Genomic DNA, 16,826 nt, shown 5'->3' on the forward strand with positions numbered 1-16,826 from the left:
ACGGACACCCTTGTCTCTCTGGCTGGACGATTCCCACTACTAGGGCTCGTTAGGGACTTGCACCCATTAGACATCACACATGCTAGTCAAACAAAAAAGGAGTCCTTTTGAATATCTCCAAAAGAACTCCTCTCATATAGGATTAAAAAAGTTTTATTTCTTTCTGTCAATTATCAGCTTGTTGTCCTTGTGTACTACGTGCAGATAATTGAACTCGTTGAGATTGTCGACAAACTCCTTGATGCTTGCCTTGCGCGATGCAATGAAGTGCAGACGGTAGCTCATCAGCGAATTGTTGCGTATCTCCTGACTTCGTCATTGCGTCACCCAAAAATATTCATCAAAGAGTTTGGCGATTTTCTGATGCCTTGCCATCAACATTGTCTGAGTGTATACATCCTTGTTCAGAGGTAGCTTAATTTGTATGGTTGTGATGGTCTTAGCCAATGCAAGCACCTTGTCTACGCTCATTTTAATCTCTGAGACTTTCAGCATGCGCTCCAGTTCCTTGTATACTTTCAAAGCCACAAAGCAGATGCATATATGAGCCTCGATGCGTTTGCGTGTAAAATGAAACATAGGACGTATCTCTATCTTTGATTTGGCTATACGGAAAGCCCGTTCTACGTGCCAAAGGTTGTGATATGCTGTGTATACATCCTGTATTGGTATATCCGTATTGGTGAGATATCCCTTTAGACCATCCCATTTGGAGTCATCGGCAATACGGTCATAATTGATGGCGACTTTCACCTCACCATCCATGGATAAGAACTTATTGTAACCTCTCTTGTTGATGTTGCCTTTCGTAAGCGCGCCATGCTTGTAAGCCTTTTCCAACCTATTCCCTTCTCCCGGTTATAGGCATCTTTCTTTGCACGGTCATCTGTATAGCCGACCAAGAGCCGACGTCCACCTCCTTTGTCATATTCAACCATCTGGCAGTCGCGCTTTGGCTGTTCCAATATCCAGTTCTTGACTTCCTGACTTTCATTCTTTATCTTCGCACCTATTATATACTTGTAGCCATGAGCCTCAAGTTCCGCTATATTTGCATTGTTCATCAGACCAGAGTCGGCCACCACAACGAAGTTTTCCAATCCGTATTTGCTTACAAACTCGTTTATCGTCGGATGCAATAGACAAGCGGATAGCCGCCAAGGCTAACAAGCAGGCCGAGTATGATCTGAGGATTACTGTGACGTCCCTCCTTTGAGAAGCCTGTCTTGCGCAAGTCGTCCTCATAATCCGCTTCAAAGTAAAGTGTGGTGACATCATAGAATAACACACCGATATTGCCACCGAACAGTTTTGCAGTATGGCGCACGCTGATGTCCTGTACGATTTCGTGCTGATGGTCGCTAAGCTTGTCAAGATAGCGGTAGATTTTTGAGAGATCCACATCTTCGTCAAAGTGGTTTTTCAGATATTCTACCGTAGCAGCCTTGCTCGTTGGATATGCCAAACGGGCTTTCACTAGCTTGCGGAACACTTCATCGTCAATACGGTTGAAACCAATCCTGTCAAACGTGCGGTCCAATATCAAGTCGCATCCGTTGAGAAGGATATTGCTGACGTTGGACAGAACACGGCGGACTTCTTCTCGTTCACGGTCACAAGCCTCTCGTTCCTCACCATACAAATCGAGTTGGGGATGACGCCGGGATTCTTCTTTTGAAATCCATTCTTTTACTTCATTGACAAGATATTCGACCTCATCTTCATTATATGCAACACCAATTGTGGCAAGTTCTTTCATCTTGCCACCGATTTTCTCAACAACAATAACTCCGATATTGCCAGAACGATGTCTTTTCTTTCTGATAAACATAGTTAAAAAACCTTTTGCGTCACCCAATATTAGGTGACGCAAAGATATAAAATATTGTTTATCAATCAGTTATAAAATAAGTGTTTTTTGAGTGACGAAGTCAGGAAAAAGTTAATTATATGGACAGAAAACCATATAATTGACTTTTTTACTTTTTACTCTTTTACCTTTTTACTCTTTTACTTCTTCAGCAGTTCATCAAAGAGCTTTGTAATGTTAGGCTCTGACGGACGTGGAGCATCTGCCTTGATGATCTTGCCCTCACAGTCGAGAAGGATGAAGCGGGGGATGCCATTGATGAGATACTTCTGCATGAAGTCGCTCTTTGTACCAAGATGCAACTGAATGCCCTTCATATCACCCTTCTGTATGCGCTTCTCCCAAGCTGACTTGTTACTGTCGCATGAGAGACCAACAAAGTGGATGTCCTTGCCTGCATACTGCTCCTCAAGCTTGGTCATATAAGGCAGCTCGCCACGGCACGGACCGCACCATGTTGCCCAAACGTCGATATATACATACTTGCCCTTGAGCGACGAGAGCGAAACCTGCTTGCCGTTGATGTCAGTAGCTGTGAACGAAGGTGAGATGCAACCAGCCTTCAAGCCTTCCCACTGCTTGCAAACCTTATCAAACTTGTCTACTAGTTTCGGATCGCTGACATTCTTATGAAAGTAGGCTATAAGTTCGTCTTTGCCGTCAAGCCCTGAGCTTGACACAACATCATAGGCATAAGCATTGGTAATGTACGACTTAACCTTGGCGTCATTGACGTTGGCATCCATATACGCCATAAACTCCTTGTTGCGGTCGCCACCCTGGAAAGCCTGACACAGTATGGCATTCATAATGAAGTCGCCATACTCGGCAAACTCAAGACAGTTGCCGTCGATGACTGTCAGCTGCTTCAGCTTGTTGGTATATAGCGCAGTCGGGGTGTACGAGTCCATCTTCTTCAGATAAGGGTGGTACGACATGTACATTGGGAACATAGCATACGACTTGAACAGCAGTCGCTGCTCCTCCTTCTTTGCGAAGTAGGCTGGCAGATTTGCTTTCTTCATCAATGCGAGGTTGGCATTGTACACGCTATCACTACTCTTGATGAAGTCGGCCTCTTCCTTGGCTGCTGCATTAAAGTCAAGGACAGCAAAGGGCGACTTTATAAGATAGTTGTTGATAGTAGCCGCAGCTCCTGTACAATTAAACTCACGAGCCTCAGCATTGCAATCTACTGTCAAGTCCTTATCGGGTTCGAGATACAGGTTCATGGCAAAGGCACGGCCGTAATATACTCTGACGTACTGAGCTGCAAAGTCGTTCTTGCTTAACGTAGCAACACCATTCTGTACTTCAAGCTCAGATTTCTCGCCCGAAGTGCACCAATGGATTTGCAACTTCATGTCTTCTACCGGCTTGGCAATCTTGAAAGTGTAAGTTGCGGCACTCATTGACATTGCTGTAAACAAAGCCAATGCTGCGCCCAAAATTCTCTTTTTTTTCATGTTAATTATTTGTTAATTGATTTATTGTGCAAACTGTAATCCGTCAAGACAGAACCAAGACGGAGTACGCATTCTGCCGTTGTCGTCCTTGTCGGAAGAGTCAAGATAGAATGCAACCTTGTCTACGGTGCCCAGCGCCGAGAGCTGCATCTTGTTCCAATCGGTCACATAGTAGTCCCATGCTGGATGTTCGGCATTGTGGCCCTTCTTGCAAGCAAGATCGATGCTTACGCTGCCGGTTTCCTTGCCTGCGAGATAACCCTTGGCTGTGAGTGTACAGTAATCGCCATCAGTAAATTTTCTTACTCCACCCTCCACGTATGTATACCATATGCCTTTAGGGGTGCTGGGAACATTGGGGTTGGGCGCTGGCTTTTCTTCAGTACCGTACGAGTCGCCGCATGCCATGGCCAGATAGCTCCATGTAGTGTTAGCCACGAGGATATAGTCTATCTTCTTGGGCTTGTCGAGTGTGAAGAATGCATCGTCGTCGTTGACATGACACACGAGGTATACTCCGGTGTTGTTGGGGCGGGTGGTCCATACGCTATAGCGCACAGAGTCGAGCGATGTCTCGTCGCCAGCCCATGTGAACGAGCGCATGGAGCGATTACTATAGCAGAATCCGCCCTTGAGCTGATTGCCTGATTTCACAGTATTGAACTTCATTCCGGCTACAGCAAATCCGTTGTCGGGTATGACGTGCGAGAATCGTGCAGGTATCTGCAGCTCAGAGAATGTTATGTTGGTGGCATGTGGTATTACGAGATCCATGTCGTCGCTGCATGATGCCATCATTCCTGCAAAGAGGACAAGCAAACTGAATATTGTCTTTTTCATTTTCGTTTCGTTGTTTATTGTTTGTTTTTATTTAAGTCCAGGATTCTGCTCTATTACATTCGAGTGGGCATGAATCTCGCTGTCGGGGATTGGCCAGCAATACTGGTCGGTGCTGAAGTTTACCTCAGGTTTAAGTGTATATATCCATGGTTTTCCGTCGTGCTCAAAACGCAGCGAGGCAAACCATGGGGTTTCGTTCTCCATAAACAGCGACACTACGTATTCCTTGAATATTGCGTCCATCAACTCCTGATGATTGGTGATACCTGTGATAGGCTCCATAACCGGATTGGTGTATTTGGCTCTCATCTCATTGAGCGGTGCCAAAGCTCCCGCTATGTCAGACGGATTGGTACGTGCCAGCAACTCTGCCTTCATCAGATAAAGTTCGGCATAGCGCATGGGGTATGTGGCATACATATCGTTCTTGCCATCGTTACGGCCGCGATGGTAGAGCTTGGTCAGCACGTTCTCTCTGGTGCTTGTGTCCCATGTCTCGGGGGATCGTGCAGTTCCGAATGTCACGTCATGGCGCACGTCGTTGTCAAGCCACTCCTGAACGGTTTCTGTAAACTCATTGTTGTAGAACAGTGCGTAGGCATATGTAAACTCCGATCCTGCCATTCCAAAATAAGAATCCTTGTTATCGCCCAGATAGTGCGAGAAGCAGTTCTCCTTAGAGTTCCATCCTGTCTCGTAGAGCTTTGTCAAATCGGTTTCCATCTGCCATCCTGAGTTTTCGGCGAGCAAATCGTTTACCAATGTCAATGCCTTGGCGTAATCGCCATCCCAATTGCGCACCATGAGCAACTTGGCATGCATAGCTTTTGCAAACTGACGACTCATGCGCAGAGCGCTTTTATAGACAGGAGCATTCTGTTCGGCAAACTCCAAATCTTCAAGTATGAGACGGTAGCTTTCGCCTACGCTGATACGTCCCACCATCAGGTTACTCAATTCGGATGTCTGGTCGCGATAGAGTATGCCGTAGGGTGAGTCGGCCTTGTCAAACCAGCGGCCGAAGAGCCACAGAAGCTCAAGGTTGCAATATCCACGGAAGCATCGTGCCTCGCCCAACAATGCATTCTTTTCAGCCAAGGAAGGGAATGCACCGTCGCTCAGTTTGTTGATACCGTTAACGGCTGCATTACATGCATTAATGATTTTGTACAACTGAGTCCAATATCCTTCTACCGACGACGAACTCTGCTTGTATCCCATATTGAACATCTCGTTGTTGTACGTCCAAAAACCAGCCATGCAGTGCAGATTGGAATAAAGCGAACCTCCTAAGTTGCTACCATATTTTTCATAAACACCGTATATACCGTTTACGGCATTCTTTGCTCCTGAATAATTCAGCACCGAATTGTCGGTAGTGAGCGAATGCTTCGGGGTCTCGGTAAGGAATTCATCACAGGCTGTGAGACTTAGTGCTCCAGCCAATAATAACATACCAAATATTTTTGTCTTCATAGTCGTGTTCATTATTTAATAGTTACTTTCAAACCTACGTTATATGTCTTGGCTGAAGGATAGGTGCTGTTGTCTGTACCAAATCCATACAAGCCTGCCGATGCGCTGAAGTTGCCCTGTGGGTCCATACCTGGATACTTGGTGATGGTGAAGAGGTTGGTAGCCTGAAAGGTGAGTTCTATGCCCTTGATTACTGAGCTGCGGAACCATCCCGTTGGGAACTTGTACGAAAGGTTCAGAGCACTCAGACGCATGTAAGAGGCATCATGCAACCAACGATTGGTGAATACGCTGTTCTGCCCCATACCATAGTGGGTCACCACTGGGTAGGTGGCAGTATTGTCGCCTATCATTGTATAGCTATCCCTCACGATGTTCAAGGCATTATATACGTTGGTTCCACCAAAGGTATTAGCCTCCTTTGCCCAATAGCGCTTGCCACCGATAGAATATGTAAAGGTGAGATTGCACATCAAGCCTTTCCAATACAATGTTGTACCGAAGCCTCCAAACACATCGGGAATGGCATCGCCGATATAGGTGCGGTCACCGTCGGCTGTAATCTTGCCATCGCCGTCAAGGTCAACTACATAAACGTCACCTGCGTCTTCGGTGAACGAAGTGACACGATAGTTGGCTGGCTTGCCGGTGGCTACGTTGATAGGCTTGACAGCCCAAACCTCCTCAGCATTCTCAAACAAACGGCCAGCATCTACATATCCGTAGAAACGACCCAGTTTGCCACCTTCTTCTATCTTGTAATTGGCATATGCTGTACCACCAAGATATTTGTCAACACCGTTAAGCTTCTCCAGAATGCCTCGGTTGTGAGCAGCATTGAAGTTGATCTGCCATGTCAGATTGCGTGCCTTGATGATGTCGGCTGTAATGTCAAACTCGACACCGGTATTACTTATGGCTCCGATATTCTGGTCAGCTGAAGAGAAGCCTGACGACAATGGCACGGGGCGGTTGGTAATCAAATTGTCAACATACTTGCGATACCATCCGAACGATCCGCGGATACGGTCGTCGAGGAATCCATAGTCGATACCTATATCGGTCTGTGTCTGCGACTCCCACTGCAGGGTGTTGTTGCCCAATGAAGAGGGGTAAGTGCCTGGCTGATTGTTGTACATATTCGAGCCGATGTAGCTGGCAAAGTCATAATAGCCCAAGTTCTGCGAACCCGTCAAGCCATACGATGCTCTGAGCTTCAGATAGCTGACTACATTCTTCAACGGCTTCATAAATTCTTCTTCTGTCATAATCCAACCAGCTGCTACAGACGGGAAGTATCCCCAACGGTTGTCTTTACCAAAACGTGAAGATCCGTCGGCGCGGAATGTACCGGTAAGCAGGTATCGGTTGTCATATTTGTACTGAGCACGGGCAAATACAGACACCAACGAACAGGCAGTCTTGTTGCTGTTCATACTGGTTCGGTTGGCAGCACTGCCGAGGTTGGTCAGGATATCATCATCAGGATAGTCGGTGCCACCTGCCGACATATAGTCGCTAGAGACATGCTCTACCGAATGTCCCAACATGGCCTGCACGTCGTGCTTGCGCATAGTCTTGTAGAATGTCAGCAAGTTGTCCCATACCATAGTATAGTTTTGCGCATCACGCTGTGAGCCTGAGTTGTTGGCACCATCGTACGAACGACGTGAGAACGACTCCGACTTGACATTGCCATACTGAGCATTCAATGTTGTACGGAACTTCAAGAACTTGAAGATATTGTACTCAAGAAATGCCGAAGCATTGATGTTTCTTGAAGTGCTGTGATTCAAGTCCATCCATTCTATAAGCGGATTCTTTGTATAATAGTCAATTGTATTGATGCTGCCGTCTTCATTATATGCTGGATAGTCAGGACGCATATTTATCAATGTAGAAATCATATTGTCCTTGTTGTTGGCTGTACGTGAAGAGGCATCCATGTTCATACCAAACTTCAGCTTGTCAGAAGCCATTGACTCAAAGTTGAAGCGTCCACCAAAGTTGCGTGAGTTACTACCCTTGACAATACCATCTTGGTCCTTATAGCTGATAGAAGCATAGTAAGAAGTCTTGGGCGAACCACCACGTATAGAGACGTTATAGTTCTGAACAGCAGCATTCTGAGTCATCATGTCCCAATAGTTGTCATGTCCGTCATAATAAGCATTGGGCAACCATATGTCTGCAATGTCGCTTATGTCCCACTGGCTGGTGTTGATCTGCTTGAACTTGTCAAGGTCCATATATTTCCTGTTGAAATATGTCAAACCTCCATATCTATAAGCCTCCAACAAGTTGGCCTTCTGCGAGAAAGCCCTATACTCTTCTGAATTGAGAGTCTTCAGATTGTTTGAATTCAGCGACTGCCAACCATAACGAGCATTAAACTCAATGGTAGGCTTCATACCTTCGGCACCTGTCTTAGTGGTTACGATAACAACACCGTTAGCGGCACGAGAACCATAAATAGCTGTAGCAGAAGCATCTTTCAAGATGTCGATACTCTGTACGTCATTAAGGTCAAGATTGTACAATGTATTGCTTACGTCGCCAGAAATACTGGTAGAATACTGAGGCACACCGTCAATCACCCACAAAGGTTGTCCATCACCAGAAAGAGAAGACTGTCCACGAATAACCAAAGAAATAGGTGAAGTAGGAGAAGCATTGGAAATCATAACGTTAACGCCAGCTGCCTTACCTTGAATCATACTGGCAATATTGGATGTCATTGGAGCATTCTCCACGTCCTTTTCCGAAAGACGTGCCACCGAACCAGTCAAGTCCTTAGCCTTGGCAGTGCCATAACCTATAACAACCACTTCGTCAATCAACTTCTTGTCATCATCCAAGATGATAGAAACATTATTAACATCCTTGCGACAGTTTACATAATAAGTAGTAGTGTTCATTCCAAGATAAGAGAACAACAATGTCTCGCCATTTCCCTTATCAAGATTTATAGAAAAGTTACCATTGTTGTCTGTAACGGTTCCTACACCTTTCTTACCCTGCAATGCTACAGTTGCAGCAGGAACAGGCTCACCTTGAGCATCAAACACCTTACCTGAAATTCTTACTTTTCCAGAATTGGGGGATGTGGAAATCTTTACGGAAATTATTCCATTGCTTATAGTATAACTGATAGGAAGTCCGACAAGAACCTGATGTAAGGCTTCGTTAACGGTGTTAGCCTTAACCTTAGCGTTCACCTTGTAAGAAGCAAGATCATCGTATGAGAAAACAATCTTTGTATTAAACCTCACTTCCAACTCTTTCAAAACCTTGGTCAGAGGTTTTGACTTAATCACTTGCTCATACTTCACACTATTAGTCTGTGCAACAGCATTATTGCCGTTGTAGCCAGACAACATCAATGCTAAGCATGCCGAAAATAGAATCTTCTTTTCTCTCATAGTAGCAGATTTTGTATAATTAATAAATGGATAATACTCACTTATTGTTTTCACAATATGCCACTATGACGTGCTAAAGAATAAATAGGGTACCTAATTGAAAGATTTTTTTGCAAAAATCTTTCAATTATTCTATCACAATCGCATTGTTATGCAGTTTTACGTTAATATCAGAGGTAAGATTGAGCAAATGCAAGGCTTCGTCCAAGCTGTCGTTCATGCTACACATAAAATGATAGTGCTTGTCGAGAAGCTGTTTGTCACGACATACAACGTTGACATTATACACCTTGCCAAGTTGCTGCAATATGGTGCGCAATGAGGCATTGTCAAAATACAATATGCCTTCCCTCCAACTGGTGAAATCCTTTGGATTGACTTCTTGCACTTTTACAGAGCCTTCAGCCAAGTAAGCATCCTGATTGGGAGCAATCCTTACCTTCTCGCTGTCCATTGCCACTTCGACAGAACCTTTCACAAGAGTGACGTGTACATCCTCCGTATCATAACAACGCAGATTGAACTCTGTTCCCAACACTTTGGTCTGAACAGTCTTGGTCTTTATTATAAAAGGTAGAGAGGCATTACGGCGTACTTTAAAATATCCCTCGCCATAGAATTGAATATTGCGATTGGCTGTGCCGAAGTTTTCCTTATACTTCAATATGCTATTGGCATTCATACATACTGTAGTTCCATCGGGCAGAGTCACATCTTTCTGCTCTTTAGCCACAACAGTTATGGTACGCGCAGGGAGCAATGATATATTCTTTATCTTGTCCAACAGCGACGGACTCTCAACTTTGTGTATCTCTACCGACTCATTGGTTTGGGCTACCGGCTGATTGTATGACGAACGATTGTCGTACATAAGCACTAATGCTACAACTACTATTGCTGCACAAGCAGCTGCATAGCGTAAGAAAGGTACAAGCCTTATCTTCTTAGGCTGCCGACAGAATTGCTTCCATGCCTTATCTGCATCAGGAGCCTTGCCCATCTTTCGGTTGACAGCCTCATCGAGGTCCAGAATATCGCGCAAGGCTTCCCTACCCTCCTCGCTATCAAGAAGAGTTTTCAGATGCTCATCCACACGTTGTGTATCGTCAAGAGCATCTAATATTTTCAGTATATCGTCTTGTTTATCTTTCATTAGTTCATATTTAGTATTTATAAAACGTACTACATCCGAAATACGACACCTCTATTGGGTTAATAATAAGTTAGAATAAGTTAAGTTTAGTAAAACTTGTGCGTTCGAAACTTCTGCCTCATATAGCTAAGGGCTTGCATAATGTGCTTCTTGACAGCGCTCTCGCTGATTTGCAATTCCACAGCCACTTCACGATATTTCTTGCGTTCGACATAACAAAGCTTCAATATCTGCCGTGTTCGCGGAGTCAGCTCGTCGAGACTTCCCATAATTGCCTGTATCTTATCCTCGCGCACGTCCCAATAGTCGGGATTATGTATCGTTTGTTCGGTAGCCTGAACACTTGCCTGCACATAATGACTCCTCACATTCTGCTTGCGTATGTAGTCCAGACAGACATTCCTGACCGACATCATCAAATAAGCCGAAATATTTTCAATCTTCTCCTGCTGTGTTCTTCGCCAAACCAGTTCGAAAGCATCGGCTACGACATCCTTGCTTGCTTCGTCATCGTGCAAGATGCGCAAAGCAAGAAAATATGCCTGGGAGTACTTCTCCTTAAAGAAAGCTTCAAAACCAGTTTTATTCATCTATCTTTTCTTCATACATTCCATTATGCTCTTAAAAGGCGGAGGAATCGGACGGTTTGGAGCCGTCAAAGGTATACATTTCTTTGATTATCTCCAAATATTACACATAATTATTTCCATATGGAGTATTACAAAAAGAAAGAGGAGTCATGAATGCCACGAATCATTCACGAATTTCTTTGGAACGAACATTCATGGATAATTCATTAAAATTCGTGACTTTAAACAAAAGGATACTGGTGACAAATATAGTATAAGCAGTAAAAAAGTGTTACAAACGAAAAATCGATTCTAGAGATTTGAGAGGTCGTTTCTTATGTTTTTTGCTGCATCCTACACCACCCTATTCTCCATTTAAGGCTTCTTTGTATTGCAAATGGAGTACAGTTGCAATGCAAATGGAGTACAGTTGCAATGCAAATGGAGTACAGTTGCAATGCAAATGGAGTACAGTTGGAGTGCAAAAGGACTACATTTTAAAATAAAGGGAGGTATTTTACGTGATGAAATTTCTTTGGTTTCGACAAAGAAGCACATAACTCACTGATTATAAATAAAATAACCGAAAGCACTCAAAACTCACGAATTTCGAGCCAAAGATTTCGTTGTGCGTTCAGCAAGCAGTTTTGAGCGGTTAAAAATGCAAATATTGTGTCAAGCAGGTTGAAAAATAAGAGTTGAGAATTGAGAGTTGAGAGTTATGATATGCTTGTTGTTTATGCTTTAACAGAAAACTAAAAGCTTTAAATGTAATCATAACTCTCAATTTTCAATTCTCAACTCTCAACTAAAGAAAATCCCTTACTCTTTCTCAATACTGTCGAGCAGTCGTCCGGAAAGCGAGATGGTATTGCCGTCCATCTTGGCAAGACGCGAGCGGATGAAGGTAGAGAGCTTCTGCTTCATAGCCTGGTCTTTAGGCTCAATGAGGCGTGTGAGATTAAGTATGAGCAACGTGCGGTCGCGAGGATTCAGATTGTCATACTCGCGGTCGCAGTTGTTGAGGAAGGTATTGTCGTCATCAGCTACGCGACTCTCTATGAGGCGGAACATCGGCACATACTCATACTTCTGGTCGAGATGCATGGCAAGCATCTCGCTCTTAAGCTTCTGATAGTCGGCCTCCACGTACTTCTTCTCGCGCATCTGATAGCCCGAGAAGTAGGTAGTGAGAGCGTTGTGATACAGATTCTGTATGCGTGTGTATATAGCCTCCTGCACCTTCTTGTCGAAGCGGTCGTGATTTGCCACCATGAAGCGGGCACGGTCGTTGTCTAGATTGAGAGTGTAGCGTGTGAAGAGGAAGGCGTTGTCGGCGCTGAGTCGCTTCTTGTCGGAGAGGCTGTTGAAGTAGTCGTCAATCACCTTGAAGCCCTCTGCCTCCTTACGCTGCTCCATAAGATAGAGCGCATAGTTGTTGATGAGGTCGGGGGTGCGCTTGCCCTCGGCATACAACTGCTTCATACGCTCAGGCGAATGGTCGGGATTGAGCCCCGACTCTATCTTGGCTATGAAATCGTCTGGAGGCATCGAGCCGCTTGCAGTCATGAGCTGCTTGCCCTGGGCGTCTATCACATAATATGTAGGATAAGCCTTTACTCCATATTTCTTTGCCAACTCAACGCCTTCCTTCTCGGCGTTGAGTTTCAAGCACACGAAACGTGCATTCATAAAGTCGCCCACACTCTTCTGTGGGAACACCTCGCGCGACATTCGCTTGCATGGTCCGCACCAGTCGGTATAGAAGTCGATGAATACGTGTTTCTTCTCTTTCTTGGCTGCCTGCAGCGCTTCGTCGAACGATATGTGGCGGAAGTCGGTCTGTGCTGCGGCAGGCAATGTGCAAAGCCCGATGAGCAGGCTTGCCATTAGTTTTGCTGTTTTCATATTCTGTTATAGATTCTTGTTTGTATGGTTTAGTCAGAGCAGTTGCGATATTCCACCTTCACCACCTTCAGGTTGGTCTTCCAAGGATAGTTCTTTGTGGCATACTCCTTCTCGTTAATCTTAAGTTCGTTGGGGCTGTCCTCCATTTCGTATTTGTATACGATGCCCTTCTCTGCGTCCGACCATGTGGCTACGATGATGTCGTCGGGATTGTCGTCGGAGTGGACATCGAACGCCATGTAGGTAATCTCGCCATCGAAGGTCTTGAGCTTCTGTGCCTTATTCGAGTTGTAGTTGTAAGCCCAGAGGTCTTTACCTACCGAGTAGAGTATCACGTACTGATTAGAGTAGAAGGCATAGTGGCTTGCCTTGGTGAAGTCGGTGGCTACGCTGAGGTCGATGTTCTTGGATGTCATCTTCACGAATTGATAGGCACTGGCGGCACGGAATATGTATACATAGTACTTGCCGTCGGCATCGTTCATCAGTGCATACGAGGCTCCGTTGTTACCCTTGCCGTTCTCGCCGTATACGAGGTCGCGCACGGGGGTATACTCGGTCTGGTCAAGCCAGAAGGCACCCTCCTTAGTATCGGTGATTGATGCCAAATTGGTATTGGCGCTGTAGGTGGAGGCAAGTTTTACAAACTTGTGGTTGGTGCGGTCGAATAAGTACACCGTACTTGTATAGCTCGAGTTGTTGGGATAGAATCCGTAAGGCGCAATATCTACAAGTTTGTCATCGCCCTGCACATAGCAGTTGGCAGGGTTGCCATAGCTCTCGCCCATAGTGTTCGCACCGAAGAACATAGCTTGGTCAGTAATGACATAGCGCGATGTACGCGAGCGCATCATATTGCCAGAGCCATAGGCGTGTGGCCACATGTCAAGCACCTTCAACGGCTTCTTAATGGTGCTGATAGTAGGCCATGCCATATTGTTGAAGTTGACATCGGCAAACCCAATCTTCGACTCTGATGAAGAATGAGTGAGCGGATAAGAGTTATCGTCTGTTACAGCATACAGATACTCTAAATCAGCCTTATCAGCTCCCATTCCTGTACATCCCGTAAAGAATAGATTCTTGGCATGCTTGATGCCACGGGTGTTTTCAAACATGTCGGCTATGACGGTGGTGTCGCGCTCCTCAAGCATGCTGACAAAGTCGATGCCTACAGTGCCATCCTCCTTATCGCCATACAGATAGAATCCACGTACGTAAGGGCTGATTACCTTAAGCAGGCAGTTCTTCTCGTAGATGAGCTTGGTGGCCTTGTCGGTGGCACGGAAGTAGATGCTATAAGTGCCAGGACGGATATTCGTGAGAGGATAAGACAGGTCTTTCTCGTTGCTTATAACCGTGTGAGAGTGCTGCGTACCACCAATGTCCTTAGCACACAGATACCACATATAGTCGAAGCTGTTCTGGTCGTCGCCCGAGAGTGTACCGGTCACCTTGACAGGTATCTCAAGGTTCTCTACGTCAGCCACCTTATAGTAGCTGTCTTCAATGCCTTCTATCTTGGCCTCGTTAACATCGCTCATGTTGTTGTTGCCCTCATCGTCGACACACGACGTGAAAGCCAGCAAACCAAGCATGTATAGTAAACAATATTTCTTTTTCATATTATTTGTCATTTTCATGTGTCTTTAGATAATCTTCTGGTTTGGTGAATGGTGTCCATGCATCCTTGCCATACTTGCCACTCTGCACAGCCATCACCCACATCATAGTGCCGTCCTTGTCGATGACGGGGTCCTTGGCACGGGCGCGACGCACCAGTTCTTCAGCTACCTGCTGACCGATGGCTGTTGCACGTGCCGATGGCATCTTCTCGCGTGTATAGTCGAAGATTGTTGTGCCCGAAATCTCCATCATATACTTGTACTTGACATCGGAGAACTTACCGAACAGTCCATAACCGGCATCAGAACCCATCCATCCTTCGGGCTGGATAAGAACGTCGTCGACAAACATGTTGTGGAAGCGTGCGTTAGGATTGTAGTTGAACTCTACCTTAGGCTGTGAAGCATCGTAAGGTCCGGGATAGTCCAGATAATTCTCGAACATAGTGTGGAAATATTCGTTAGGGATAATCTGGAGCTGGAACTTGAGTGTATCGTTGCTCAAGCGCTCGGTGCGATGGAACGTAACATCAACGAATGTACTTGTCTCGCCAGCCTTGATGGTATACTCAGGCTTCAGCGGCTCATACTCTACACCCTCCTGAAGGTCGGTACTGTCCTTGGTTACTATCACCTGGAAGACACGGTCGAAATCCTTTGCAGTTCCTGTTGCCGAAATCTTGACGGCAATGGTGGTATCATTGGAAAGAATATTGCCGAATGTCACCTCCGAATAGTTCCAGTGTGCCCAAAGGTCGGGATCTATCCACGATGCACCACGACGCACATCGAAATACAGACAGTCCTTGCCCTCGTAGTCCATCAGCTCCTTTTCGCAACCGGTGAGAGAGAAGAGAGCCATGGCAAGCATAAGTATTGAATATATCTTCTTCTTCATTGTTTGTCCTCCTTATTTAGAAACTAAGCGTTTGTTGGCCTCAACCTCAGGCAATGGCCATACGTATTTGTTAACATCCATCTTGTACTGACCCTCAAGCGGCTTGTCCTCAGGATTCCAGTAAGAACCTTCCTGTCCGAACTCTGTGCCCGACATCATCTGCTTCATAGCCTTGCGCTTGTAGAAGAAGAACATCTGGCCCTCACCTATCTCCTCACGCATAAACTCGCGATAGATATAGTCCTGGACAGCGTCATCGCCCTGTCCGTCCTTGAGTTCGAGCTTGACACAGTTGCGTGCCGTACGGATATCATTGATGTATCCCAATGCTTCCTCATTGGTCTTGGCACATTCGGCTGCAATGAGGTATACCTCGCTGAGACGTATGAGCGGTACCATATAGCGGAATGACGAAGCCTGCACATCCTTATACTTATTGAAGCACAGAATGTCTTCCTTCTTGTCTTCCTCGCCTTCCTTGTCACTCTTCACCTTGATGGTCTCTACCGACCACTGGTTGTTGCGACGAAGGTCACCGAAGTCGTCATAGAAGTAAGTAAGCTTAGAGAAGAGGTTGCCGTCTTCCATCGACGAGCCCTTGAATACAAGCATGTTGTTGACCTCACCCTTCGAACTGAACATTCCGTCGTATAGGGTCTTGCGGCTCTGATTGTAGAGCGAGAATATCACTTCTGACGAGAATACAAGATCAGGATTGCTTGTACTGGTCACAGCGTTCTTCTTTATCCATGGGAATACGCCCTCCTCCTTATTGAGCTTTATGATAGAGGTAGCCTCGTTGTAAGCATTCTCCTTGTCGCCAAGCCACAGATAGAGGCGAGCCTTAAGTGCCTTAACAGCATAGTAGTTGAAGCGGAAGTTGCGATAGCGGAATGCTGTCTTGTCGTTAGGATCGTCAGAGTCGCCGTTCATCACACCATCCTTGCGTATACGGTCGTCCTTAAGCAACTCCTCTGCTTCGTTTAGGTCGCGCATAATCTTCGCTGCCACGTCCTTGGCAGAAAGCAACGGCTGTATCTCTTTCGACGTTGTCTCCTGGTAAGGCATTACAATGGTATTCTCAGTTTCTGCCGAATATATCGGACCATAGAGACGCAGCAGGTCGAAATGGAAGAAAGCACGCAAAGCCAACGCCTCGCCCTTGACATACGGACGATAGAGCTTGGAGAGCTTGGAATCGGAGTCGTCACAGTGGCTGAGCAAAGTGTTGATGTTGGCAATGAACAGATAGAGCGATGTCCATACCGAATTGGACGTACTCTTGAAGCCTGCCTGGTCGTACTTGAATGCGGCTGAATTGTAGAATGAATGGTTGGTGTTGGCCTCAACATTATAATATTGTGCCATGACATCAAGCATACCCATGGAGAGTGTAGAGCCGTATAGCTCATTCATCTTCGAATAGACGCCGTTGAGTGCCGACATGTAGCCCTCATCGTTTTCAAACAGCAATCCTTCCATGATTGAGTCTTCGGTGTCTACTTGCAACCAGTCGTTGCACGATGTTGTTGTAGCGCATATGGCAAGCGACAAAAGACCGAATTTTACTATCTTAAAAATTTTCATAGTTGTCTGAAT

General features: G+C 45.6%; 11 protein-coding genes and 1 pseudogene. All 12 read right to left on the reverse strand.

Going from position 1 to position 16,826, the window contains the following annotated elements:
- Window positions 1-153: 153 nt before the first annotated feature.
- Window positions 154-285 (reverse strand): hypothetical protein, encoded by a 132-nt coding sequence (locus I6E49_RS14480; protein ID WP_262911551.1) that lies wholly within the window; start codon window positions 283-285, stop codon window positions 154-156.
- A 30-nt stretch (window positions 286-315) separates the two neighbouring features.
- Window positions 316-1,831, reverse strand: a pseudogene (locus tag I6E49_RS14755) (IS1634 family transposase).
- Window positions 1,832-2,010: 179 nt separating this feature from the next.
- Window positions 2,011-3,336, reverse strand: a complete 1,326-nt coding sequence (locus I6E49_RS11605) for a TlpA family protein disulfide reductase (protein WP_235402446.1) — start codon at window positions 3,334-3,336, stop codon at window positions 2,011-2,013.
- A gap of 21 nt (window positions 3,337-3,357) precedes the next feature.
- Window positions 3,358-4,176, reverse strand: a complete 819-nt coding sequence (locus I6E49_RS11610) for a DUF4465 domain-containing protein (protein WP_235402448.1) — start codon at window positions 4,174-4,176, stop codon at window positions 3,358-3,360.
- A 27-nt stretch (window positions 4,177-4,203) separates the two neighbouring features.
- The gene (locus I6E49_RS11615) at window positions 4,204-5,652 is read right to left on the reverse strand and encodes a RagB/SusD family nutrient uptake outer membrane protein (RefSeq protein ID WP_235402450.1); all 1,449 of its coding nucleotides are present in this window, start codon (window positions 5,650-5,652) and stop codon (window positions 4,204-4,206) included.
- 11 nt (window positions 5,653-5,663) lie between these two features.
- A complete protein-coding gene (locus I6E49_RS11620) occupies window positions 5,664-9,074 on the reverse strand; it encodes a SusC/RagA family TonB-linked outer membrane protein (protein ID WP_235402451.1) in 3,411 nt (1,136 codons plus the stop codon).
- Window positions 9,075-9,201: 127 nt separating this feature from the next.
- The gene (locus tag I6E49_RS11625) at window positions 9,202-10,227 is read right to left on the reverse strand and encodes a FecR family protein (RefSeq protein WP_235402453.1); all 1,026 of its coding nucleotides are present in this window, start codon (window positions 10,225-10,227) and stop codon (window positions 9,202-9,204) included.
- Window positions 10,228-10,313: 86 nt separating this feature from the next.
- Window positions 10,314-10,817: an RNA polymerase sigma factor gene (locus tag I6E49_RS11630; protein WP_235402455.1), complete on the reverse strand. Its 504-nt coding sequence runs from the start codon at window positions 10,815-10,817 to the stop codon at window positions 10,314-10,316.
- An 801-nt stretch (window positions 10,818-11,618) separates the two neighbouring features.
- Complete coding sequence (locus tag I6E49_RS11635; RefSeq protein WP_235402456.1) at window positions 11,619-12,704, reverse strand: thioredoxin family protein; 1,086 nt, start codon at window positions 12,702-12,704, stop codon at window positions 11,619-11,621.
- Window positions 12,705-12,733: 29 nt separating this feature from the next.
- Window positions 12,734-14,329, reverse strand: a complete 1,596-nt coding sequence (locus tag I6E49_RS11640; RefSeq protein WP_235402457.1) for a PKD-like family lipoprotein — start codon at window positions 14,327-14,329, stop codon at window positions 12,734-12,736.
- Window position 14,330: 1 nt separating this feature from the next.
- On the reverse strand, window positions 14,331-15,227 hold the full coding sequence (locus I6E49_RS11645; protein ID WP_235402458.1) for a DUF4843 domain-containing protein: 897 nt from the start codon (window positions 15,225-15,227) through the stop codon (window positions 14,331-14,333).
- A gap of 12 nt (window positions 15,228-15,239) precedes the next feature.
- Window positions 15,240-16,814 (reverse strand): RagB/SusD family nutrient uptake outer membrane protein, encoded by a 1,575-nt coding sequence (locus I6E49_RS11650; RefSeq protein ID WP_235402459.1) that lies wholly within the window; start codon window positions 16,812-16,814, stop codon window positions 15,240-15,242.
- Window positions 16,815-16,826: the final 12 nt, after the last annotated feature.

This window comes from Leyella stercorea (genome assembly GCF_021531655.1).

Bases quoted from the DNA above. Each gene is read 5' to 3' on its own strand.
- I6E49_RS14480 (WP_262911551.1), bottom strand. From the start codon at position 285: ATGAGCTACCGTCTGCACTTCATTGCATCGCGCAAGGCAAGCATCAAG.
- I6E49_RS11605 (WP_235402446.1), bottom strand. From the start codon at position 3,336: ATGAAAAAAAAGAGAATTTTGGGCGCAGCATTGGCTTTGTTTACAGCA.
- I6E49_RS11610 (WP_235402448.1), bottom strand. From the start codon at position 4,176: ATGAAAAAGACAATATTCAGTTTGCTTGTCCTCTTTGCAGGAATGATG.
- I6E49_RS11615 (WP_235402450.1), bottom strand. From the start codon at position 5,652: ATGAAGACAAAAATATTTGGTATGTTATTATTGGCTGGAGCACTAAGT.
- I6E49_RS11620 (WP_235402451.1), bottom strand. From the start codon at position 9,074: ATGAGAGAAAAGAAGATTCTATTTTCGGCATGCTTAGCATTGATGTTG.
- I6E49_RS11625 (WP_235402453.1), bottom strand. From the start codon at position 10,227: ATGAAAGATAAACAAGACGATATACTGAAAATATTAGATGCTCTTGAC.
- I6E49_RS11630 (WP_235402455.1), bottom strand. From the start codon at position 10,817: ATGAATAAAACTGGTTTTGAAGCTTTCTTTAAGGAGAAGTACTCCCAG.
- I6E49_RS11635 (WP_235402456.1), bottom strand. From the start codon at position 12,704: ATGAAAACAGCAAAACTAATGGCAAGCCTGCTCATCGGGCTTTGCACA.
- I6E49_RS11640 (WP_235402457.1), bottom strand. From the start codon at position 14,329: ATGAAAAAGAAATATTGTTTACTATACATGCTTGGTTTGCTGGCTTTC.
- I6E49_RS11645 (WP_235402458.1), bottom strand. From the start codon at position 15,227: ATGAAGAAGAAGATATATTCAATACTTATGCTTGCCATGGCTCTCTTC.
- I6E49_RS11650 (WP_235402459.1), bottom strand. From the start codon at position 16,814: ATGAAAATTTTTAAGATAGTAAAATTCGGTCTTTTGTCGCTTGCCATA.